The organism is Clostridium sp. JN-1, from assembly GCF_003718715.1.
Classification (GTDB): Bacteria; Bacillota; Clostridia; order Clostridiales; family Clostridiaceae; genus Clostridium_AV.
This window is the reverse complement of record NZ_CP033465.1, coordinates 2,270,255-2,295,810: the sequence shown is the minus strand read 5'-3', so window position 1 is coordinate 2,295,810 and position 25,556 is coordinate 2,270,255. Positions and strand designations below refer to the sequence as shown.

At 29.3% G+C, this 25,556-nt stretch carries 15 protein-coding genes; all 15 read left to right on the top strand.

The annotated features are described in order from the left end of the window. Positions 1-157: 157 nt before the first annotated feature. On the top strand, positions 158-1,396 hold the full coding sequence (locus tag EBB51_RS10865; protein WP_123054488.1) for an MBL fold metallo-hydrolase: 1,239 nt from the start codon (positions 158-160) through the stop codon (positions 1,394-1,396). A gap of 238 nt (positions 1,397-1,634) precedes the next feature. Beyond that, positions 1,635-3,815 carry a hypothetical protein gene (locus EBB51_RS13750; RefSeq protein ID WP_207667285.1) on the top strand — a complete coding sequence of 727 codons (2,181 nt, stop codon included), beginning with the start codon at positions 1,635-1,637 and terminating at the stop codon, positions 3,813-3,815. Between the two features lie 187 nt (positions 3,816-4,002). Beyond that, positions 4,003-6,684, top strand: coding sequence for a DrmE family protein (locus EBB51_RS10855; protein ID WP_123054487.1), 2,682 nt, complete (start codon positions 4,003-4,005; stop codon positions 6,682-6,684). 23 nt (positions 6,685-6,707) lie between these two features. Next, positions 6,708-10,391, top strand: coding sequence for a helicase-related protein (locus tag EBB51_RS10850; protein ID WP_123054486.1), 3,684 nt, complete (start codon positions 6,708-6,710; stop codon positions 10,389-10,391). Further along, complete coding sequence (locus EBB51_RS10845) at positions 10,384-12,240, top strand: DUF1998 domain-containing protein (RefSeq protein WP_190285274.1); 1,857 nt, start codon at positions 10,384-10,386, stop codon at positions 12,238-12,240. The genes EBB51_RS10850 and EBB51_RS10845 overlap by 8 nt, the downstream gene beginning before the upstream one ends. 258 nt (positions 12,241-12,498) lie before the next feature. Beyond that, complete coding sequence (locus EBB51_RS10840) at positions 12,499-13,809, top strand: DNA (cytosine-5-)-methyltransferase (protein ID WP_243103844.1); 1,311 nt, start codon at positions 12,499-12,501, stop codon at positions 13,807-13,809. 68 nt (positions 13,810-13,877) lie between these two features. Further along, positions 13,878-14,606, top strand: coding sequence for a PmeII family type II restriction endonuclease (locus tag EBB51_RS10835; RefSeq protein WP_207667284.1), 729 nt, complete (start codon positions 13,878-13,880; stop codon positions 14,604-14,606). Positions 14,607-14,838: 232 nt separating this feature from the next. Continuing rightward, positions 14,839-15,501 carry a DNA glycosylase gene (locus tag EBB51_RS10830; RefSeq protein ID WP_123054483.1) on the top strand — a complete coding sequence of 221 codons (663 nt, stop codon included), beginning with the start codon at positions 14,839-14,841 and terminating at the stop codon, positions 15,499-15,501. A gap of 41 nt (positions 15,502-15,542) precedes the next feature. Next, positions 15,543-16,256, top strand: coding sequence for an HNH endonuclease signature motif containing protein (locus EBB51_RS10825; RefSeq protein ID WP_123054482.1), 714 nt, complete (start codon positions 15,543-15,545; stop codon positions 16,254-16,256). 1,341 nt (positions 16,257-17,597) lie between these two features. Then, the gene (locus tag EBB51_RS10820; RefSeq protein ID WP_123054481.1) at positions 17,598-19,169 is read left to right on the top strand and encodes a VPA1262 family N-terminal domain-containing protein; all 1,572 of its coding nucleotides are present in this window, start codon (positions 17,598-17,600) and stop codon (positions 19,167-19,169) included. Beyond that, the gene (locus tag EBB51_RS10815) at positions 19,166-21,556 is read left to right on the top strand and encodes a hypothetical protein (protein WP_123054480.1); all 2,391 of its coding nucleotides are present in this window, start codon (positions 19,166-19,168) and stop codon (positions 21,554-21,556) included. Before EBB51_RS10820 ends, EBB51_RS10815 begins: the two co-directional genes overlap by 4 nt. Continuing rightward, the gene (locus EBB51_RS10810) at positions 21,549-22,850 is read left to right on the top strand and encodes a hypothetical protein (RefSeq protein WP_123054479.1); all 1,302 of its coding nucleotides are present in this window, start codon (positions 21,549-21,551) and stop codon (positions 22,848-22,850) included. The genes EBB51_RS10815 and EBB51_RS10810 overlap by 8 nt, the downstream gene beginning before the upstream one ends. A gap of 1,040 nt (positions 22,851-23,890) precedes the next feature. Next, a complete protein-coding gene (locus tag EBB51_RS10805) occupies positions 23,891-24,292 on the top strand; it encodes a helix-turn-helix domain-containing protein (protein ID WP_123054478.1) in 402 nt (133 codons plus the stop codon). A gap of 82 nt (positions 24,293-24,374) precedes the next feature. After that, complete coding sequence (locus EBB51_RS10800; protein ID WP_123054477.1) at positions 24,375-24,563, top strand: hypothetical protein; 189 nt, start codon at positions 24,375-24,377, stop codon at positions 24,561-24,563. 184 nt (positions 24,564-24,747) lie between these two features. Then, on the top strand, positions 24,748-25,185 hold the full coding sequence (locus EBB51_RS10795; RefSeq protein ID WP_243103843.1) for a GNAT family N-acetyltransferase: 438 nt from the start codon (positions 24,748-24,750) through the stop codon (positions 25,183-25,185). The last annotated feature ends 371 nt before the right edge of the window (positions 25,186-25,556 follow it).

The window sequence follows — 25,556 nt, the reverse complement described above, 5'->3', positions numbered from 1 at the left end:
GTATCATACATACTGACGTGATTTAACAAACAAGTAAAATTAAATTTGTTTTGTAAATATAAGTATTAATATGGGGTAATATGGTATAATTTAATTAAAAATAATGCTAATAAATATTTGAATAATTAAGCCAAATTTACTTGAAAGGGTGATAATGATGGAGATGGAATTATACTTTGTGAATAATATTAACAATTTATTTAATAAAAAAGAAAGTATAGTTACTTTATTTAAGGTATCCGATGACAATTACGTTAAATCAGAAGATATTTACATTAATGAAGAAAAAATAATAAATATTGAAGAGGGAAGTTTTGTATACATAGATAGCAAAGATCAATTTATTAGTGCAGGTAGTAATAAAATAGCTAAAAGACAAATATTTACAAATAATATGCTTAGAGGAAAGTTAATTACTAAGTATGCTTCACCTAATAATATTAATTTAAAAAAAACCGACGAAGTTTATTCATATCATATTAATGTTGGCCATGGTAATTGTAGTATTATAGTATTTAGTTATAATAGTACATATAAAATATGGGTTGTGGATTGTTCGGAATTTGATTTTAGAAAACGTGTCAGCTATAGACAAAATATAAATAAGTGTTTTCAATTTATTAAAAATAAATTTGAATTAAATGATGTTAAAATAGATAAGTTGTTTGTAACTCATCCGCATTACGATCATTTCAATGGAATCAATTACTTAATTAGTCAAAATTATTTAACTAACACAGAAGTATGGATTAATTTATATTATTCGTGGCCAGATAGTAATTATAACAAATTATTGCAAAACTTAAGAAAATTAAATTTAACATTAATAGAACCTAAAGTCTCAAATGGCAATGGTATTATTGAAATTTTGTACCCTAATGAAACTATTTTAAGAACCCATCCTAAGAATGTTCAATCTTATCCTCGTTATAGTATTGTACCTGTGAAAAAAATAAACAATTCTTCAGCTATTTTTAAAATCAATCTTGCTGGCAAGTCAATGGTATTTCCTGGAGATATAGAAGAGGATGGTTGGAATAATGTTAAATGTTGCTACCCACATTTAAAAAATGCAACGTTTTATTGCATATCGCATCATGGTAGTATAACAGGATATAAAAGAAATAATTGTCCGCAGAAGTGTTCAATTAATGACATACAATTTTGTTGTTCTGATAAAAGAATAAATATTTTAATGGGAAGGAATAACGCGTATCCAGGAATTTTTAATCAATCTGTTTTAGATTCATTTAAGGGAAGAATCTATAGAACTGATTTAAGTGATAGTAATGAAGAGCCTTGCTTTATTGAACTTAATTGGAAAAATAGTGAAATTAAATATTATAATGATAAGCAAGTTTTAGACGAAGTTGCAGCAACAAAAGAAGATCAATAATTGCATGTCTTTTAATTAAATATATATTTTGGGTGAATGAAATGAGAGTTTATTTTTAAAAATAATGTCGATTGAAATCAATATATAAAAAATAAAAGATGTACCTGCAATTAATTTATTCTCATTATAATGCTGTTGATTATTTTGTAAATAAAGGTAATAAAATGTATTTGAGTGATATAATATAGTTACATGAAGCCAGGAATAATAAATTTTATAATTAGGAGGATAAATTTAAATGATTAACGATTTAGAGTTTAATAAAATATGTAAAGAAGATATATTTTGTAATGATTTCAAAGAGCTTAAGCATGATAATAAAATTGAATTTTCCAAAAAAGGAATTGCCATATTATATGCACCAAATGGAGTTGGTAAGACTAGTTTAGCTGATGTATTAGATAATGAGAAAGGTACTGAATTTGAAGTGGTATGTTGTGGAACTACATATAATAGCGACAATAATCCATTATTTTATAAAATATCAGATCAAAATGGTAGAAATGTTATACAAGGAACAACTAAAGATTTTTTATTGGGAGATAACATAGCAAAAGAATTTAATCTAAAACGTGATATAGATAATGAATTTGAAGAAATTGTTAAAGATTTAGTTAACGATTTAAAAAATGAATATACAATTTCAAAAAAAGAAAAGTATTTAATGAATATAATTTTAGATGAAAACTTTAAAGAGTATATAGATGATATTGTTAATACTAGATCACGAGGCAAAAAGATAAATAGAAATGAGTTTATAAAAAAAATCAGATCTATTAATAGAAAGACAATTGAAGATTTTAGCGAAGATAAACTTCACTTTTTAATTGATGATTTTAAAAATAAAAATTCTATATTGCAGAAAATATGTGACATTAGCGAAAATTCAATCGATAAAAATAATGATGTCAAACAAATAGAAGAAAATGACCAGGCAATAGAGATCCTTAAGAAATTTGACTATAAAACTGAATGTATAGTATGTGATAATCCGATAAATCCTGATGAATTATTAAATAAAAAAGTAAGTAATAGAAAAATGGTTTTTAAATCTTTAGATACTAAAACTAAAGAATTATTAAAATTTACGGCTAATCTTGTAAAAGGAAATGATCCATTTAATATAAAAACAGATTTGTTGAAAGCGATTGAAGATGGGAACATAGAAATAGTAAATGATTTGAAGGAAGATATTAATAATTACATTAATATTTTCAATGATAAAATAAGTAATTTATTTGTTGATTCCTTAAAAGGACGTGATTTAATAAGTAAATGTGATGAATATGATAGAATGATAGGAATCAAGCCTAAAATGACTCAGGAAGATTTGATTTATATAAAGGATGTTGTAAGTGAAAATATTGATAAAGAAATTGATTTAGAGAGAGACCAAAATAACAATTTAATTATAAAACTTGGGGGAAAAGAATTTATAAATAAAGAAAGAGAAGAATTGCATTTAAGTACGGGAGAACAAAATTTTATTTCTCTTGCATTTGAATTTTTAAAAGCTAAAAATTCAGATAAACCAATAATTGTAATTGATGATCCTATTTCTAGTTTTGATTCTATTTATAAGAATAAGGTAGCTTATATGATAATAAAATTCTTAGAAGGTAAAAATTGTATTATACTGACACATAATATAGATTTAATTAGATTACTTGATTGTCAATTTCACAAATGCTTTAATTTATATTTATTTAATAATGTTGAAAAAGAAAGAAATGGGTTTATAAGAGTTAATGAGAATGAGCAATTAATTTTATTATATTTAGATAAATTACTTAATTTATTTCGTACTGACATTTTTGATCAAATAGAAGATGAAGAATTATTTTTAATTTCAATAATTCCGTTTATGAGGGGATATGCTAATATTATTGGAGATACAGAAACTAAAGATAAGCTTAACAAATTGATGCATGGATATGAAACTGAAGATATAGATGTTACAAAAATCTATAATAAATTATTTGGTGTGAATGATAATACAATAGAAGAAAGCCATATAGTTTCTGCAAAGTATATTACAGCAATAAATTTAAAAGATTTAAATTCTATAAGTATATTAAAAAATGTTAATTATCCACTCCTAAATAGAACCTTAAAGCATTCACTAATATATTTATATCTACGATTAAATGTTGAGAAAACTCTTGTTAATTTATATAGTATCAATACGAAGAATTGTGATCAGCTTGGTAAAATTATTTATAAAGCTTTTGGCGATAACAGCAATAAAAAAAATTTAGAAAGAAGAGTATTTTTAACTTCACGAAAAACATTACTTAATGAGTTTAATCATTTTGAGGGAAACATGAATATATTCCAACCTGCAATAGATATTTCAGATACAATTCTTGAAAATGAAAAGAATGATATTTTAAAATTTCTAGCTAATTTAGAAAAATAATATTCAATTTATGTATGATTTATTTTGGAATATTTTTTATCTGAATTTATAAGAGAAGGATGAGTTGGACTAGCTTTAGAGAAATGCATTTAGTGTTATAGTTTTTTGTCTATCTAGTATTTTACAATATTATGTAATTATAAAACGTTATTGGTAAATAAATATTTATAGAAAGCAGGTGAGTGATATGGATGAACCTTCTATAGAGGAAATTCTTAAATATAGCATATATTTTAGAGATAAAGCATTGTATATAGGTGATTATGAGTTGAGAAATGCCGAAATTTTAATAAATTCTTTCAATAACGATAAAAAAGTTAATTTGTTCATGAGTCCACAAAATTTAAAAGTAGAATTATTATCTTTTATGGTACTATCCATAAAAATATATGTTGAAAACTTGAAAAACACTGAAACAGATATACTTGATTATTTGAAGCCAGGAGATACCGTAAATTATGCTGGCAAGAAAGTAGAATATTGCGGCACAGATGATATATTTGGAGAAGAAAAGATAAAATTGAGATATAAGAAAAATGATATCACATGGATTAGGTTAAGTGATGCCTATAAGTTGTCATTGAATAAAGGCATATCAACAAATTTAAATGTTATGGGTGCAGAGAATAAATTCAATAAAAAAAGTGGGCTCTACATTTTGGCTGACATGTTACACTTGAAATCAGAAAACTTGACCAAGGTTATAAATAATAAAATGCTTGTAGTTTACCAGCCGGGAAATGAATTAAAAGCTTTGCTAGACGATATAAAAATAAAAGTTAAAAATAAAAAATATGGGTTCACTGAAATATTTCCAAGCAAATATAACGATGATGATTTAAAGGGAAATAAATTAAAATTAGAAGAAATATTAATTTTTACCTCTAGTCTTGACAATGCTATGGAAATTATTAGAGAAGATAAAAAGATAGATAAAATATTACTTGTGGGAGAAAATACATACATTTCTGAAATAGGTGGTATCTTAGATATTCTATTAAATAAGAGTAGGATAAAAAAGATATTTATATTAAACAATTTCAATAAGAACAGCAAAATTTCCGAGATATTAGATGAAAATTATGATATAAATTTATATGCCTGGACAAAAAATGCACTTCTAAATAATTTCACAGTAGAATCTTTAAATAATATTATATTAACACATCATGAAGTAGATGTTTTAAAGAATAGGGAAGTCTCACATATAGTGTTAAAAGAACAATCAGAAATATGTGGGTATATGTTTGATTTGAAGAGAAGATTATATAATATATCAAATGATGATGTATCATATGAAAATACTAATAACTTTTTAATGGCCTCTTATGGGTTGTTTAAAATATTTGAAAAATTGACTGTACCTATATGTGAATATGATAGATATATAGAAGAAAACGATCTAAAAAAATATACAGTAGGAAAAGTTTTAGAGGCTTTATATGTAGCCCCAGAAAAGTACTGTCAATATAGGAGTTATAGTGAAAATTTAAAAAAGGTAGTAGAGCTGTCAGAAAAGTTGAAAGATATATTATATAATAAAAACCCTAAATTAGAGTATATAAAAAACATGAATTTGCGAGAAATGGATTTGATAATTTGTAGTAATCCTATAGAGAAGTTAATTCTCAAAAAATACGGTTCTTTTAACGTGCTCTGTATAAAGGATTTTAAGTTAAATTTTAAACCAAGTAAAATTTATAGAAATGTAGTGTTTACGGGGATATATGACAGCAATAAAATTGACCAACTCTCATCGTATATAGGTTATAGTATTTCAAACTTATTATATCCAACTGAAGTTTTTAAATATAACAGTAAAGTAGAAAAATATAATAGAAAAATTAAACAAGTGGAAGAAAGTAATATATTAAGTATTGATAAAACTGTAGATTTAATGGACAAAGCTAAAATAGATTTTACAAAGTTTAAAGAAGTTAAAAAAATTGGAAAAGAAAATAGAGAGGAAATAGCTGTACAGGAATTAGATGAAAAAATAGAGAAAAATGTGTATCGGCACTATGCCAAGGACAATTATTTGCAGAAAATTAATTTGGATTGTGAGATTGATGATCTCTTAAATATTCCGGCACACGATGATCAAATAATAGGCGGAAATAATTACAATAATAATTCTAATTCTAGTATAGATATGTGTTTGGAGTTTGAAAAACATAAGATAGCGCTTTTAACTAGGTTTTATAAAGCAAAGTGTATAGAAAATAGTACTGGAAAAGTATTAAATAAAGATATTCAATCTCTTAAAGTAGGAGATAATTTATTGTTTATAAATTATAAAAACGAGGGTGATTTGGAAAATTTATTCCGTAAAATTATATATTCGGATAAATTTAAATCAAAATATGGTAGGCACTATAAAAATATGAGGTATTGGAAGAATTCTTTAAAAAAGTATATGTATAATAACCAGCTAGTTACATCCAATATAGCCACAGAATTATTAATTTATGGTGTAAGCAGGGGAGATATGGCGATAAAAAGTTGGATTTCAGGTAATGAAATAGTTGGACCGAGAGAAAAAGAAACATATGGAGCCCTTGCAAAGATAACTGGTGACCCATATTTTTTAAAGAATTGGGAAGAAATATATAATTCTTGTAATTTGATGAGAAAATTTAGGATGAATTTCAAAAAAAATAATTTTAACATAATGGTTATTAGGTCTGTCATGAAAAAGCTAGACATTAAAGATGAATTAGGCCAGCTTATAAATGAGTTTATTGACGACATAAAGGAATGTGGACAGGTAGTTACGGTTAAAAAAATTTTAAATGTTTCATTTAATGTTCCTGCAAACAGGGCTAATTGTATTATAGACAAAGCAGCAGTTGATGATTTTTTCTATTAGATTAAAAATAGGGGGATTATTTTATGGATGAATTTGAAGAAGCTAGGGAAAAAATTTATGAGAGTGTAAGGAAAGAGCTGTTGGGACCTGGTTCTGAGGATATAGGTTCAGATGTAGAGCATGAACTTATAACGGATGAACCTATAACTAGGTATTCTACTGGAATTTTATTTCCACAAAAAGATGAGAAAAAACAAGAAGATGATGATATTGTAGATAAGATGAATGACCTCAGGAATGATTATGACTTATATGGATGTGAAGGGGGACATAAATTACCATGTAATAATAGCGGCGAACATAAAGGTGACCAAGAGGAAGTAAATTATAGTATAGAAGAAAAAATAAACATGGCCAATGAATTAAATCCATCATCTATGGGTATGACATTTTTTGCACGTGGTAATTTAAAAAAACTGAATATTAGGATTAAAGCGGCCAAATATAGAAAGAGTACTTTAAAAGATTGTTGCGTAAAATATACAGGTGAAAATTTATTTTTAGGGAATAAATTTGGAGATTACGTATATAGAGACGGTGACTTGTTAACGCTTAAGGATAATATAACATCCGATGTCATTAAAAAATTTATAGATAGAGATAGGTATAAAAAAGATAATGAATATAAGAAATTTATATCGGTAATATATGCGCTATCAAGGCAATGTAAAGATAGTTGTAACAGAAAGGACTCGTATGTTAGAGAACCGCTCGATTTTCCGGAAATTATAATTATAAGTATGGATAAAGATTATACAACTAAGGACATTGAGGTACCAATAAAACGTAAAAGCCTGGGAAATATTACAGCACAGCTACAGATATGTGTTGTCAGGAGAAACTATGGAGATGATATAAACAGTTATACAATTGTATTGGTAAATAGGGAAGGTTATAAGAACTATGGTAGAGATCTAAAATCAATTTTCCAGCCGGAAATTAGGATATCTACATTAGATAATCCAGAAATTAAATTCGTGGAAAATGGAGAGCGAAATCTTTCAAATTCAAAATATGACTTGGATAAAGAAGAAGAGTCTCTGGAACTCTTGTATAGGAATAAGAAAAATTATGCAGTTGGCCATGGTGTATCTACAGGACAAAATGTAGATATAGTAACTGGGCTTGGAGAAATATGGACTACATTTTTACCGAGATATGAAGTTAAAAAAATGGACTTTGATATAGAAGGGCTAAATAAAGATAAATCACAAGAAATATTATCTATGAAAAATTTATCTGATATATCAAAATTATCGAAGAAGGACAAAGTTAATAATTTAAACAAGATTGTTGCACTATATGATAACTGGATAGAAGAATTAAATACAGAAATCAATACATTGGATTCTAAATTTAAGAATGCAGCACTAAGACATATGGAACAATGCAAACTTGCGTCTAATAGGATGAAAAAGGGTATAGAATTAATAGAAAAAGATGATAATGTATATATTGCATTTTCTTTAATGAATAGGGCACTTCTAATGCAGAGGTTACATTCACATCTAGGTGAGAGATACCCAATGACAGGTAACTTACCTGAAAATCTTATGAAAAAATTTCCTGAAATTGATTATGAAAATTCGTCTCCGGATGAAGCCATGTGGAGACCATTTCAAATTGCATATATACTCATGTGTATTGAATCGATTGAAAATCCAAACTGTGGTTATAGGGACATTGTAGATTTGATATGGATTCCAACTGGGGGAGGAAAAACTGAAGCATATCTTGGACTTTCGGCCTTTACCATATTTTTAAGACGGTTAAGGCACCCTCAAAATGGGGGAGGTACCACTATAATAATGAGATATACACTGAGATTACTTACGTCTCAGCAATTTATAAGGGCAAGTATAATGATATGTGCCTGTGAATTGATAAGGAGGGAAGAAAAGTATAATTTAGGTGACGAAAAAATAACAATTGGCCTGTGGATTGGTTCTAAACAGACACCAAATACGAAAAAAGATGCCAAAGAAAAATTTAGTAAGTTAAAAAGTAAAGCTAAAAATAAATTTGATTTGGATTATAAAAAGGATAACTATAATAAATTTCAACTATTGAAATGTCCGTGGTGCGGTACTAAATTGGAAAAAGAATTTATACATTATAGTAATAAAAATAAGGAGGAAAAAGAAATAGAAGTTGGAATGTGGGGATATAATTTCACGGGTAAATCAAGTAGAATATTTTGTCCGGATGAAGAGTGCCCTTTTAGTGACGAAAATGGCGGGCTACCAGTACAAGTAGTAGATGAATGTATATATGATACACCACCGACATTGTTATTTGGAACTGTAGATAAGTTTGCCATGATAACATGGAAGGAAAGGTCATCTAGTTTATTTGCACTTGATGTGGGAAATAAAAATCTTTCGCCAGAATTAATAATACAGGATGAACTCCATTTAATATCGGGTCCACTTGGAACTATAGTTGGACTATATGAAACTGCCATAGATGCACTGTGTAGTGAAAAAGGTATTAGACCTAAAATAATAGCGTCAACTGCCACTATAAGGAGGGCTAATGAACAATGTAACCAATTATATGCAAGAGATGTTATACAGTTTCCTTCTCCGGGACTTGATGCCTCAGATTCTTTCTTTACGAAAGATGATAACGAAAAACCAGGTAGGCTATATGTAGGGGTAATGCCTGTAGGCAAAACTTTAACTACAGCCCAAGTTAGGCTTATGTCTGCACTTACTAATAGAGTCAAAATGATAGATATGTCTGAAAATGTAAAAGACAAGTATTGGACATTAGTTTGCTATTTTAATACGTTGAAGGAACTTGGAATGACACAGAGCCTTGTACAGGCGGATATACAGGATAATATAAACATAGTTTCAAATAGGCTCCTAAGGAGGAAACCAACTAGAAAGTTATTTAATGTAGCGGAGCTTAACAGTAGAAAAACTGCCAGCCAGATAAATAATACGTTAAAGGATCTGGAAACAAATTATTCAGAGGACAATATGAAAAATAATAAATGGGCAATAGATGTTGTACTTGCTTCAAATATGATTTCTGTAGGTTTAGATGTATCCAGGTTAAATTTAATGATGGTTTTACAGCAGCCAAAATTAACATCTGAGTATATACAGGCCACAAGTAGGGTAGGTAGGGAGAAACCAGGAATTATATTTACACTGTATGGACCGTCCAGGACTAGAGATAAGTCACATTATGAAATGTTTTATGATTACCACCAGTCTTTTTATAAACATGTTGAGCCAACAAGTGTGACGTGTTTTTCAGAACCTGCCAGAAATAGGATGTTGCATTCTATATTTATAGCTTTGGTAAGACATATACTCGGACTTTCTAGTGAGAAAAGTGCATCTGAATTTAAAAAAGATTTATCTGGGTTAGATAAGGTTGAAAATATAATTGTAAATAGGGCAGAAAAACTTTTTAGCATGGCTGGAGAGTCAGAAGATATTAAACAAAATGAAATAGATGATATAAAGAATGAAATATACAAAATAGAAGACCAATGGGCAGGTAGGGTTGACGATTTACCTGATGATATGAGTTTGATGTATTCTGGAAATAAAGACCAACAATTTAATTTGATAAAACCATTTGGGAAAGATGGAGAAAATAAAGCTATGGCAACCCTCCAATCTATGAGAAATGTGGACAAGCAATCGGGTGTAGATATATTAGTATTTGGAGATGATGAAGATGAGTAATGATAGCTTTGAAAAATTAAGTTACCCGGCACATGGTATCAGACTCGGGCAACTTATAAGTACTTTTGGACCTGGAGCCATAGTGGATTTTACAGACCAGAGTTTGATGGTGGCGGCACCAAAATATTGGAGAGAATATAACACTATACATGATGAAAGGCTGGAAAAGAAATTACATGTAGATGGATTTAGAATTCCCCAAGGTGAATCTTCGGTACCATTTGTAAGATTTCCAGAGTGGTACTTTTGTCCAAGATGTAGGAAGCTGCAGCGTATATCTGAATGGGAAAAAGAATACTACGATTCAACTTCAAAATTTATGAAGATACCTAAATGTTTAAATTGCAATATTCCTATAATTCCTATGTCAATTTTAGTTGCATGTAAAAATGGACATGTGGATGACTTCCCGTGGGAAGAATGGGTTCACATGGGTAAAGAAAAGGTTTGTTGCCACGCACACTTGAAGGTTATGGCTAATTCTGGGACACTTGGACTTGAAAGCTTGAAGGTTGAATGTGCAACTTGTGGTACAATAAAATCTTTAAAGGGCGCATTTAAGCATGATATTCTAAAAAGGTTAAAAAATAAAGATGGGAGCGAATTTCAATGCAATTGTAGGATGCCGTGGAAAAGTAAAAATAAAGATAAAAATGAAAGTTGTGGAGAAATTCCACAGGCTATTTTGAGAAATGCATCCAGCCTTTATTTTGCAAAGATAGAAAGTTCTTTAGTAATACCTCCTTATTCAGACAGGCTGAATGTTGCAATTGAAAGTTCTCACCAATTTGAGAGTTTTTTAAATATGAAAAATAAAAAGGAAGAGAAAGGAAAGCTCCAAGAATTTTTAGATGATAGTTTGGAAGACTATATAGACCTTATAGCTGAAGAAATAAACCAGGATGATAAAGAAGCCATAAGAAAGATAATTGATAGGAAGCTAAATGGTGATGCTGAAATAGATAATGCCAGCAGGAACACTTATAGGTATGAGGAATATGAAGTGCTTTTGGGGAATGTAGAGAAATCTTTATTTGACGACTATGATTTTAAAACAGAAATTAAGGAAATAAAAGATTATAATATGCCAGAGCTTTCTAATGTCACGCTAGTAAAGAAACTTAAGGAAGTTAGGGCTTTAGTTGGACATACGAGGATAAAACCACCAGAGCAGTATATTATGGGAGTAGATAATAATTTGGGTGAGGCCAAGTTGGTGAATATAAAAGAATATACGGATAAATGGTATCCTGCCTATGAAGTAAGGGGAGAAGGTATATTTATAGAATTAAATTCAGATCTTATAGATAAATGGGTAGTTGGTAACAGTCATATTATAAAAAATATTGAGAAGTTAGATTTAAGATATAATAAAGAAAAACCTATTGAATTAAAGAGAAAAATAACTCCTAAATTTGTATTGTTACATACATTTTCACATATTTTGATAAGGGAACTTAGTTTTGAATGTGGGTATTCATCTACGTCTATAAGGGAAAGAATTTATTGCGATTTGCCCGGTGAAGAAAATAAAATGAATGGTATATTAATATATACGGCCGATGCAGATTCAGAAGGAAGTTTGGGTGGCTTAGTCAAGCAAGGAAATCCAGAATTTCTGCCACGTATCATAAAAAATGCAATAAATAGGGCAAAGTGGTGTTCTGCAGACCCGGTGTGCATAAACAGTGATGGCCAGGGAAGGGATAGCTTAAATTTAGCTGCATGCCATAATTGTGTGCTGTTGCCAGAGACTAGCTGTGAAGAATTCAATGTTTTATTGGATAGGACGACTTTAGTGGGAAACCTTGAAAATAAGAAAATTGGATTTTTTAGTAGGTACATCTAGATTATATTTATAATTTGAAAACTGTAAGTTAAATATTTATTTTTATAATATAGGTTAACTTATAGTTTTTTTATTAAATTTGTTAATTTACTCCACAAATTGGTAATATAAATTAAGTATATGAGAAATACTATAAATGTACTTATAATAACATGATAAAATAATTGCGTATAATTTATCTTATCATGGACGAGGTTGAGATTTACTAATAACCATTAATATGTTAATATATTTTCATAACATATTGGAGGGAATATAATGGAACGGTTAATTGTAAATAAAGAAAAAGTTCGTTATAAAATGAAAAAATTGAATATAAAATCTCAGAGTCAACTTGCAAAAATGATGGGAATAACTAAAAATGAACTCTCTCTAATACTATCTGATAAGTTTGATCCAATTAAAAAAAATGTTAACTTATTATGTAATACATTAGATGTAAACTTTAATGATATAGTAAATATCCAGGAAGAAATGGATCTAGGTAAGTTATTTAAAGATAAATATGATAGAGTGAATAAAATTGAAGAACTATTAGATGTACAATATAATACTATAATACCAGTGAGAGATTACAATGTCTTAGAGTTGTTTGCAGGTGCTGGTGGCCTGGCACTTGGACTTGAAAAAGCGGGATTTAATGCAGTAGGATTAGTTGAGATAGATAAATATTGTTGCAATACTTTAAAAGATAATAGGCCAAATTGGAATGTGATTGATGAAGATATAATTACAGTTGCAAATAATGGTATACGAAATTACATAGGAGATGCCGAAGTGGATTTATTATCTGGAGGATACCCATGCCAGTCCTTTAGTTATGCCGGAAAGAAAATGGGTTTAGACGATACACGTGGGACTATGTTCTATTATTATGCCGAAATATTGAAACAGGTAAGGCCGAAAATGTTTCTGGCCGAAAATGTTAAAGGGCTTGTCAGCCATGACGACGGAAAAACCCTAAAAACTATGTTAAATGTATTTGGGGAAATTGGTTATAATGTGGAGTATAGAGTATTAAATGCTGTAAATTATGGGGTGGCTCAAAAAAGACAGAGAGTTGTTATTATAGGTGTAAGAAATGATCTATTAAATATAAAATTTAAATACCCTAAACCATTTGATTTTATTCCGACACTTAAGGATGCACTCAGAAATGTACCAAATTCGGAAGGAACTCAATATCCGGAGAAAAAGAAAAAAGTGCTTAGCATGGTACCGCCAGGAGGATATTGGAGAGACCTTCCAGATGATATTGCCAGGAATTATATGGGAAAAAGTTATTTTTCAGGTGGCGGTAGGACAGGAATGGCGAGGAGGATAAGTTGGGATGAACCATGCCTGACTTTAACATGTTCACCTGCACAAAAGCAAACAGAGAGGTGTCATCCTGACGAAGTTAGACCGTTTACAGTTAGGGAATATGCTAGGATACAAAGCTTTCCAGATACCTGGAACTTTTCTGGCTCTGTAGGTCAAAAATATAAACAGATAGGTAATGCAGTTCCGGTTAATTTTGCGAAATCTATTGGATTGTGTATAGTAAATGCACTAAATATGTTGTACTAAAATAGTTAAGATTTTTACCATATATGATATAATATAAGAAATTGTTACATATGTTTGGGGGAGTTATTTTGGAAGGGTATGAAAAACAGGAAATTTTACAAAAAGCTAAATTGTTCTTTAAAAATGTAATAGGGAAAAATCACATAAAAAATACCAAAAAGTTAGTAAAATTGAAAGAGTTTAAAGTAAATCCTTTTTTAATAACGTATTTAGCTAATTATTTAACTGGAAACAATAAGCCTGAAAGCATGGCTAAGGCACTTATATATCCGAGGGTTTTAGGTACATCTATAAATACTTCTTTTGGAACTAAAATACAGGAATTTTGTCATGAAGTATTAGAAGGATTTGCATCAACTACTTCTGGAATAGATATAGAGTTTATAGATTCTATAGATAATAGAAAAAAATATTGCCAGATAAAAGCTGGTCCAGATACTATAAATAAAGATGACGTTGAAACTATAGTAGGTCATTTTAAAGGTGTAAAGAATCTTGCGAGGACAAATGGGTTAAAATTGCAATATGATGATTTAATTGTAGGCGTACTCTATGGTAACAAAGGACAGCTTAATGCAAATTATAAAAAAATTGATAGGGAACACCAATATCCCGTAATAGTTGGACAAGACTTCTGGCATCGCCTTACTGGAGATGAAAAGTTTTATGTAGATCTAATAAATGCTTTTGGACAGGTGGCAATAGAGGCAGATTCAACCAAACTATTGAAAGATACAATAAATGCTTTGGCAGAGGATATAAAAAATAGTGAAGAATTTGGCCACTTATTCAAATAGATATTTTTTTTGTACAAGTTTAAAAACATATAAAAGCTTCCTGACATGGTTTAAGATCTTTTAATTTGGGAAGTTTTTATATGTTTTCTAGTTATGATATAGTAAATTTATAAAGGGTAGCAGAACAGCATTTTAGGTTAATATTCAAACTGTTATAAATAAACTACAAAGTAGATGTGGCAAAGAATTACTTTATGGTAGTTAATAATTATTTTAGCGGGGGTAAAAGTTATTGGAACAGTTAATAGAACCTTATGAGGCAATTGATATATTTAAATATCTAATATATGAATGGTATATGAAAAATGGTCGAAAGTTTTTGTGGAGAGAAACAAATAATCCATATTTTATATTAATGTCTGAGATGATGCTGCAGAGGACAACTGCCCAACATGTTAAGGGAGTATATGGGAAGTTTATAAGTAAATACCCTTCGTTGAATTCCCTTTCAAAGGCAGATCTTGAAGATGTAGAAAATATTTTAAAGTCACTAGGCTTAAGATATAGGTGTAAGCTACTTATAAAAGCGGCAAATTTTATAATAGATAATTATGGTGGCATAATACCAGATAACAAGGATGAAATACTTTTGATCCCCGGAGTTGGCGATTATGTAGCTGGCATGGTAATGAATTGCGCCTTTCATAAACGTGAATATGTAGTAGATGCTAATATAACTAGAATTTTTAATAGGGTGCTTGGCTTAAACATGAAAGGCGATATTTGCAAAAATAAAGAAATTATAAAATATGCATCTGTTTATTTTGATGTAGATAATTCTAGAGAATATGCCTACTCAATAATAGATTTTGGGGCGGCAATATGCAAAAATATGAATCCACTATGTAATACATGCCCTATAAATAAATATGGAATATGTTTATTTAATAGATAATGAAAATTTAAAGCTGCTAAGAGATATGGGAGGTAGAAAATTTGTCTAGGTATGTAGACAAGTTTACAGAAGAGGAAAAGCTGAGGGTCATGAAAGCATATTTAGTTGATGGGTTAAGTCATAGAAAAATTCAGTCTCAAATATTAGGGTTACCTGCACCCGATAATGGTGGTGGATATGTTGCAATGGACATTCTTCATTACTTTAATATCAAAGGTGATAAAAAAGGAATTCTTGCAACTAAGGATATAGACTCTTTAATTAAAAATGCAACAGGAGATTATTGTATGACCCTAAAAAAAATGAAAGCTTACTTTGAAGAAGAGAGTAAAGCTAAAAATATAATTAAGGGATTAAATACTGACAACATAGATAATACTGAAATAGAAGTATTAACTAAGCAAAGGGTTGGCCAGGATGAATTACGAGAGTATATTCTTAATATATATGGACATAAATGTTCCTTGTGTGACATCGATAAAGATGATTTGCTAATTTGTAGCCATATTATACCCTGGAAGATTGACGAGAGAAATCGTTGGAACCCCAGAAATGCAATATGTTTGTGTGCCCAACATGATAAATTATTTGATAAGGGATACTTTTTCTTAGATGAAGATTATAATATTAAGTTTGGGGTAAAGGCTGATTATAAAATTATGAATTTATTAAAAGGTGCAAGATTCAGAGAACCTTTGGAGAATTCACCTGATAAAGAATTATTAAAAATTCATTTTGATTCATATTGCAAGTAGATTTTTATATTAAATTGTATATAAAACAGTTTTAAGTTAGTGGAGGTAATATTGAATCTATGGACTAGCTTTACCTCTTCGCATACTCAGGATTAAAGCTGTTCCATAGAAATCAAATTTAATGGGATATTCCATCCCAAACCCAGGTAGCAGTTCTCCGAAGTCTTATAATAGGCTCCTTTTCAGTCGCAAGGAAGCTTTGGACAAGCACTTTCTTTTTCTCTTATTTGCTGCATCAATAACCACCAAAAATAAAATATTTCGTAAACATACAGAATATATAGTTTCTGCAGCGTTAAAAACAAAGGCTAGTCCAAAAGCAAATATACAAATCTATTAGTTAATTCCGTTCATGTGCTTATATTAATGTAATATTAGTGAATCAATTATAAAGGTATCATAAAGATAAATTTTGACATATTAAAATTACTCAAATTAAATATGTATTTCAAGTTATAAAAGATATTAAATTCTAATAATGATATAGTTACTAATGTATATAGTATAACGATTATATATTCGGGCACTTTAACTGCCACCCAAAAAAGGACAGGTTTCTATCTAGTATTTCTAAGCTTTCATAAGTCTTTCCCTTAATTCCAAGCCTTCCGAAAGCAAAGAAATACACGATTTTAGCTAGTCCTTTATTTGGGTTCCCGGCAGAGTGCAGGGGGGTAGACATGCTCCCTGCATAAACCTTTCATGTACAAGCATTAAAAAGGCATGTCCATATAAGGTTTCGTAGCAAGACAGGTCCACCCCTTCTTGGTATTCCTCAAGGGCCTTTCGCTTGTACTACTTCGCTAAACAAAGGGAGATTTAACGAAAGTACAAGCTTGCAGCAGAGCCTTTGGTAAATTCTTTAGGGTCACAAGCTTGATACAGTCGTCAAATCTATTGTTTAGCGAAATAAACAAGCGTTTGGGGGAGTATTCACAGGTCTTTATATGCATGAAACTTTAAATAGCTCTTTAAAATATTTCTAAACAATTTGTAGTATACAGGTAAGAGGGTGGACATGCTTCTAACATTCGGTGTAGATATGATTATATGTAGAGATTACTTATATTGATGGTGTTACAAGTCCACCCTATATAAAAAATCATACTTATTTTGTAAACATAAGTAATAATATGGATTTGTATGATATAATTAGGGTGTATAATTTTGCTAAATAGATGTGCAGTAGATATGGTGGGTTATGTATATAATTAGAGGCTTAATATGAGTGAAAAAGTAAATTTTGTAAAATGATATTATACTCTAAATTATAACAAATGATCAGTCTACTATTATATATAGGTAAATTATTTTTCTAGTGTTATAAATGGAGGTGAGTTTATGGGACTTTTTGATATAAAAGAAGAAATCAACTATATAGAAATTTGTATTTTTGCTATTAAAAAAGACGATAATTATGACAGTATTTTTACAATTGCAAAAAAAAGAGAGGGTTCCTTATATTGCAGTATATGGACAAAAATTGATGGCCCTAAACATATCAAATTGTTTAGGATTACCATAAGTGTAGATAAGGGACATGAAATGCTAAGACAAATTTATAAGGACAGTAAGTATAGCTTTAGTTGCAATAAGGAACCGATTGAGGTTAATTTTGGAAAACTATTAAAAAGGGATCCTGTGTTTTTTAGTAATGAAACAGGATCTACGATAGATAAAGGCTTATGGCCGGGAAATTATAATAAGGGGTTTTATTTAACTCAATGGTATAGACTAGGATTTGATATAAATAAGCAGAGTCTGGGAAAAATTTATAAATTTATAAATAAATATACTGGGATGGATGTCGAAAATCTTAATGATTTTATTGGTTCTATATTATACCTTGAAGAAGGAATTAAATATGAAACTGATATAAGATTTAACCCTGACAACGAAAAAGTTATTTTTGTTTTAAAGGGAGAATTGAATAAAACTGAAAGAATAATAATAATTGAGCTTAATGAAGGTAAAGAAGCTACACGAAAAAATCTTTACTACCTAGGTGATAAAAGATTCATAGTATTTGATGCTCCTTTTCCACCTACTTCACTTGGATATGAAATTTATGAAAAAGATGAAAAAGATATATGGATTCTAAAAGCAAGAGAAAAACACGTATTAATAAGAAGAATACATATGGATATGGGAATTGTAACTGGAAAATTGATTGTTAATACTCCGAAAGGTGAAGAGTCAGAAGATATTGTTGTTAGAGATAGACCAATAAAAGTAAATGGTGACTGTAAAATGCAGCCATGGATTAATGATGAGTATGATAGAATAAAATCAAATACAGCAAGGCATCTTAAGGATTTAGGTAGTATTTTTGTCAGAGCAGTAGGTGAAGACGAGAAAAAGGTTTTGATGAATATATTGAAAAATAAAATATTTGATAGTGCAAGAGAGCGTTTGTGGTTGTGGGATCCGTATTTAGACGACTCGGTCATTGATGTGATAATACGTATGGCCATAACGAATCCATCAATGGATATAAGATTTTTACTTAGTGAGTGTGAGGAAGATACAGATTTAAGTAGTAATAATGCTATAAGTATACTGAAAAGTATGAAGAGAAGTTTTAAAATATTTAATTCTATAAACAAGTTCGCTGGGAACAATATAGAGCATTTGAAGAATTTTAAAGTAAGAAACTGGTATAAAAAGGACAGACATACATTTCATGATAGGTTTATAATTTCAGATATGTCTGTGTGGAGTTTAGGAAGTTCAATAAAAGACTTAGGAAATTATCACACAACAATCTATCGTATGGATGGAGAACTTCCTGAAGAAGTAGCATCTGAATTTGAGAAGGCTTGGGAAGGTAACTTTTATAAGATGCAACCTAATGGCATTGAAATTTTTCCAGGTCCGTCAATAATAAGTAGGAAGGAGAGCGTTAAAAAATGACTTCTTTTTATGATGAGTATATTTGCTTTATTCAAGAAGATAAAAGCATTAGTGATCTGGTTGAAAATGGTTATGCAGAATATATTGATGAATATCAAAAAAGAATAAAACTTACATCCATAGGTTCAGAACATATAACTAAGAAGTTTGAAACTATTTTTCAGACCGAATTTTGGAGAACTGAGGATAAGATTCTTAAGATTGCTTCTTTTCTATCATTTAGCCAGTTGTTTGGTGGAATAAATTTTGTTGAGTACTTCAGGAAAAATATTCCCATTGAGAAAAGATTAGATTTTATTAAAGTTTTGGTTGACCGTATACCAAAACTAGAAGAAAAAGATAATCTTTCATTCGAGCAACCGTATGAAAAAAAATGGAGGCTGGAACTTTATAATAAATGCAAGAATATAGTATCTGGATATGAAATATATATGTCTTATCAAGGAAGTACTTTATGTTTTGAAACAGAAAGGTTGCTGCCTAAAGAATTAGTATATGTTTTGGATGCTGTTTTACTGTGTAGCAGGGAAGAATTCCAGAAAATTAATGATAAAAATACTTCTATTCTTTGGCCATTAAGATCTATTGATAGATTCAGACATGAACAGCTAGCGGATGATATAATTGAAGAAACAGTTATAATAACTGCAGGTTTAGCTTTAGAAAAACGAGGGGTGCTCTTGGCACATTTGTGGGAAAGTGGTTATCGAATATTAAAAGATATAGATGATTTGTTACATTTTACTAATAAATTTACTTCGTTAGTTTTTGATAATTTAAGTATAGAAGATTCTTTAAATATTATTTCTTGTGTATGTGCTGATTTAGTAAATGATAGTTTTGGAATTAAGAGGCCTTCTGTTACTGGAAGTAAAGAAGCAAAAAAAGCTTTATTTGAGATGTTAAGTTGTACTGGAAAGAATATCAAATTAAAAAGCATAAGTTTTACAACAATAAAAGCATGCTTTTTATGCAATCTGAAAGGGAAAGTAAACAAAGAGGAAAGATACGCAGCATTGGTGCTTGCAAATATCCTTGACAAGATAGAAAGTGAGAAAGCAAAAGATATTAGAAAGTTTATTATTGGTGAGTATCCCTCCTTTTGGGAGGAAGAGTCAAATGATAACTCAAACCTTTACTTCAGTGGAAAGCTTACCTTGAGCCTTATTGACGAACTTGCTAATGCTATTATGTTATGTTTTGAAGATGAGGTTATGAAAACATACTTAAACGATCAAAAGAAAATATCTTCACCTAATAGTTTGAAAAAATTTAAAGAAAATCATGATTACCAAAGGTATTTGAATGAAGTGAATCGGTCAGTAGTTCATGGAATACTTACAGAAAAAATTATTTTACTTGAGATTAGAAACGGTAATGCGATAGATGACCAATTTTTGAGTGGAGTTTTTAATTTTGTGATTGAAATAATAAGAGAACTACCTGATCATTATATAGGAGATAGTCAGAAGTTGTTAGTAGAAAAGCTATCTCAATATCTTGGACAACTTGCAGATCAAAATTTAAATATATTTAAGAAAAATTATCAAGAGATAATAAATTGGATATATGACTCAAATGTACTTGCAAATATAATAGTAGAGATTCATGTAGAAGATATAAAGGAGATACTGTTAAATCATCTTAGAGATGTTCTTGAAATTGAGAGATATACTTTGAGAACTTCTGAACTCATAGATAGGTCATGTGATTTATATCAAATTGAAATGTATAAAGAAGCAATTGAATTGATTTCTGAAGTAAATAGTGAAAAGTTGAGTGAAGAAGAATTTAGAAGACTTAAGTTGGTATTAACATACTCAAATTTACAAATGGCATTTAGCATGAAAAATACAGAAGCACAAGTGAAATATTTAAATGAGGCTCTATCTAGATTATGTATGTATGGACAAAAGCATTATAGATACCCTAGTAAGTTAGATGATAGATTACTAAAAGTTCAAATATGTGGATGGCTGTATGATAGGAACGGATATGATTTGGCGAATCTTATAAATAATTTCAATGCAACTGGTGCTTTTAGCGGAGGTTTTAGAAAAGATGAAATACAAAATAATTATAATGAAAAAGTTATAATATATGGGTTTTCGCTTGTTAGGATACTGAGTAGTAAGAAACTAGGAATGGAAATTTATAGCGACAAAATGAAGACTTTATGTAGGCATTTGGAAAGCAGTTATAAGCCACATTGGCAAATATTTCTTATAAAGGCATGGTATCATAATTTTATAAATGATATAAAATTAGAGGCTAATGATCTTGATAGTTTAGTGAAATGCTCTGGAATAGATGATAAAGAAATTGAATGGTTTCCTAATGCATTGAAAGAATATTATTATAAACATATAGGTGAATTAAATGAGTAGGTTGTTTTTAGAGGACTTAGATGAAAATTTACAAAACAACTTGCCTAGGTTAGTTGTATTAGAAGTATCAATTGAAAAAGAATCTTCAGGAGAAAATAATTACCTTATAAAACTCAGGCATTTTATTAGTTCGAATACTGAAAAATTAATTAGTGAAGCTGATGGAGAAATAAAATGGTTTGAAAATTTGGCAGAGAGTATTAGTTGTTATTATTCAACAGCGATTAATTTAATTGGAATATCAAATAAAAAAATAGATACAGAAAAACTTATGGACTTTACAAGTAATAGAGTTTTAGAACTTATTACTTGTAATGGTAATCTTAAGGCTGTATGGGAAAAGTTCTTAACGAATGCTAAGAGTTCAGAACATAAATTAGGAATAATTGTCGGAGTAAACATGGCTTCTTCATTAACTTTTCCTCTTGAGCATTTAAAAGTTGTAGCTAATGAAGAAGATGTAAAATTGCTTATATTAAAATCTTCTTTAAAGAAGCCTAATATATGTAGCCTCAATGAAAAATTACCCAAAAGAATTGCTATTATCTTAGGAAGGGATTATTCAGGAGAAGAGAAACTCAGTTTCGATTTTGAGCTTAAGAAAATTTATGAATTATTTGGTGAACTGGATAATTATGATTACTCTTATATTAGGGCATTTGGGGGGGGTAATATTCATCATATTAAAGATGGTGTAGAGTATACAGTTGATATATTTCCTCAAAATTGCCCTTTAGATACTGTTGGAACTGAACTAACTAAAATAAATGAGCCATATTTACTTATCTATACAGGACATGGCGTAGACACAGGAATAAATACTCCTCCATTTTATCCAAGGGGATATTTAGATGGAGAAATTGGCATAGAATGCAATGAGAACGCTAAAACATTACGACATATTGATTTTGTAAGCATATTAGATAAAAATCCTCCTCGTGGAATTATCTTTAATTGTTGCAATGCGATACGTGGATTTAGTTTTAGAGGTAAAGGTAGCGATGACGTAGAAGGACCTGAAGGATCGGAGAGTTTTGAGAGTTCATATTATAAACTGTTAGATAAAACTAAAACAAAATTTATTATTGCTCATAGAACAAAGATTTGTGGCATTTCTGCAAATATAAAGACTGTGTCATTAGCTCGAAATTCTGTAGAGGATAAAAGTATAATAGATATGATGATTGACATAACTAAGAATGAATATGATTATGAATTAGAATGGCGTAATGATAAAAAGGAATATGATAAGATTGATAGAGATTGCATATCGGAAGTTTTTTGGTTCAATTAAAGTTAGTTGGAAAATGGATACTTAAATTTAAGAAATTTCACTAAAGGCAATAAAATGGGTTTGAATAAAGTATTGTATCTAGTAGTTGATGATAAATTTACAATTATCCATATAGTTAGTAATTAAGAATAACATTTTGGATTGTTTTTCATACCAAGCCGTCCTTATGTCTACCCTGTAAAGGGCATGTATAAGGTGGACTAGCCCTGGGCTTGTCAAAGGCGCCAATCGTGTGTGAAAAATCCAATTTAATTAAATACTTTTGTGCGTAGAGGGAAGACCCCAGAGGAATACACAGGCAGTACAGTTAAGACAGGAACTTTTTATGAATTATTAAGGAAGCACTTTATCCACAGGAAGCCTTCCTTTTATTTTATTTGAAAACTTAATTGTTATAAGGCTTACGAGGACTAAAAAAGTGCTGGCGTTTGAATAAAATATACAGTGGTTTATTATTTGAAATATACAAATGTAATTAAATATGCATATTAGTATAATAGTATCTACATTCAGTAATTTTTATTAGTAATAAAGCAAAAGATATTTTATTATATTCTAATTTTATAGATATACATTTATGATATTTTACATAAATAAATGTAGTGGCCAGTTTTGTAATTGTAGAAATAATATTTGTATAATTTGTCTTTGGACTAGCCTTTGTTTTGAACACTGTAGAGGTAAGTACTATATTTGCATTTATGAAATATCTTATTTTTAATGATTATTGATGAAGTAGGCAAGTGAAAAAGAAAGCGCTTGTCCAAAGCTTCCTCGCGAGGAAATCCGAGCCTATTATAAGACGGAGGAGTATTACTTCCTGGGTTTGGGGCGGAGCATCCCATTAAAATTAAAGGCACTGGTCAAGCTTTTTGTCTGAGTGTGCGAAGAGTTAAAGCTTGACCAGTGCTTCAGATTTACATAACTAATTAATTTGAAATATAACATTACTTATAATCAGGTAACTTAATTAAACATTTCTATAGGGATATATTCTATTATATGATATATTTTATAATATAACTATGTGAGGTGACAGTATGAAATTAACAAAAAAGTATAATGAAAAGCAATTGAATTGTTATATTTATGATAATAGATATAAAATAGGCTCTAATCTGCTTCAATTTATTAAGGATAATGGATATACTAAATCATCAATTTCAAAATTAACCGGTGTTTCAATCTTAACTATTGATAAGCTAATTAAAGGTGAAATAGATAATAATAAAATTCTCAAGAAACAAGTTGATAAAATTATTATAATTCTTAATATAAAACTTGAAGAGTTAATAAATTACAACTATGAAGAATCAAAAGGCAATCAAAAAATTGCCGCATCTGATAATGCAGCAGAAGAATATGAATTAAGTGATAAGGATAAAAGAATATTTGGCTTTTTAGATGATATAATAGATATTTATGAAGTCTATAGTGAATAAAACTAAGCTGTCAAATATATTTTATATTTTCATAATATGAGTATACATGTGAGTATTTTGATGATGCCGTATTAAGTGGTCAATGATTGAGGACAACTTATTTATTGAGGATTTAACTATAGCTGAAGAGAATCTTTTAAGTATAGATGATTTAAGTGCATCTAAGAGAAAGGTATTACAAGAATCTATTGATATTTTAAAGAAAGTTGATTTCATTAAAAATGATTATGTTTCAATAGATAATATAAAGGTATCAACTGAATACTACTAAGATTATAAAAAATGAATTAGGCATTTACTTTTTTAAAAATATATAAGCTTTCAAATAAGATATTATAATATTTTATTTGAAAGCATTTTTTGTAATGTTTATAGCAATAAAAGCAATAAAAAATATAGAGTCCTAAATTATAATATACTATAAAGCTAGAATTAAAAAAGGATGTGAAGTAGATTTGATTACTATAAGCAGGATAACATATGATGATCTAAGTGATTTATCAAGTTTATATGAACAACTTTTAGGGAAAAAAACAAACTTTCGAAAATTTAAAGATAAGTTTGCATGGATTAATTCAAATAAAAACTATATGTTAATTGGGGCAAAAGATAATGATAAGAATTTAGTTGGCTCATTGTTAGGTATTACTTGTCAAGATCTTGGAGGAGAATGTAAGCCATTTATGGTTGTCGAAAATGTAATAGTAAAAAATAATTGCAGGAGAATGGGGATTGGAAAAACATTAATGAGATTTATTGAGGATTTTGCTAGGAAGGAAGATTGTTATTTTACAATGCTAGTATCAGCTTTTAAAAGAAAAGATGCACATAAGTTTTATGAATCTATTGGATACAATAATGATGTGGTCAAAGGTTTTAAAAAATACCTATAGTAAATATATTAAATGTAGATATTGAAAAACGATAAATTATACATTAATCAGTATTTTTATACATCAATATTGTTTATATAGTTATCACTAAAATATGTAAGAAATCTTTAATAAAATAGCTAAATTTAATATTTGATCTGTAACACAACCGGCAGAAAAAAGTGCGTACTTTTAAGGAGATAAAAGGTACAAGCAATACCGTAATCCTAGGTATATCAACCGCTGCGGAGATGGATAAAATTAGGCAAGGGCCTTTTAGTCAAATATATATTCGGGCACTTTGACTGCCACCCCAAAAAGGACAGGTTTCTATCTAGTATTTCTAAGCATTTGTAGTATACAGGTGAAAGAATGAACATGCTTTTAACACC

Coding starts and splice junctions, on each gene's coding strand:
- EBB51_RS10865 (WP_123054488.1), top strand. CDS start 158: ATGGAGATGGAATTATACTTTGTGAATAATATTAACAATTTATTTAAT.
- EBB51_RS13750 (WP_207667285.1), top strand. CDS start 1,635: ATGATTAACGATTTAGAGTTTAATAAAATATGTAAAGAAGATATATTT.
- EBB51_RS10855 (WP_123054487.1), top strand. CDS start 4,003: ATGGATGAACCTTCTATAGAGGAAATTCTTAAATATAGCATATATTTT.
- EBB51_RS10850 (WP_123054486.1), top strand. CDS start 6,708: ATGGATGAATTTGAAGAAGCTAGGGAAAAAATTTATGAGAGTGTAAGG.
- EBB51_RS10845 (WP_190285274.1), top strand. CDS start 10,384: ATGAGTAATGATAGCTTTGAAAAATTAAGTTACCCGGCACATGGTATC.
- EBB51_RS10840 (WP_243103844.1), top strand. CDS start 12,499: ATGGAACGGTTAATTGTAAATAAAGAAAAAGTTCGTTATAAAATGAAA.
- EBB51_RS10820 (WP_123054481.1), top strand. CDS start 17,598: ATGGGACTTTTTGATATAAAAGAAGAAATCAACTATATAGAAATTTGT.
- EBB51_RS10815 (WP_123054480.1), top strand. CDS start 19,166: ATGACTTCTTTTTATGATGAGTATATTTGCTTTATTCAAGAAGATAAA.
- EBB51_RS10810 (WP_123054479.1), top strand. CDS start 21,549: ATGAGTAGGTTGTTTTTAGAGGACTTAGATGAAAATTTACAAAACAAC.
- EBB51_RS10805 (WP_123054478.1), top strand. CDS start 23,891: ATGAAATTAACAAAAAAGTATAATGAAAAGCAATTGAATTGTTATATT.
- EBB51_RS10800 (WP_123054477.1), top strand. CDS start 24,375: ATGATTGAGGACAACTTATTTATTGAGGATTTAACTATAGCTGAAGAG.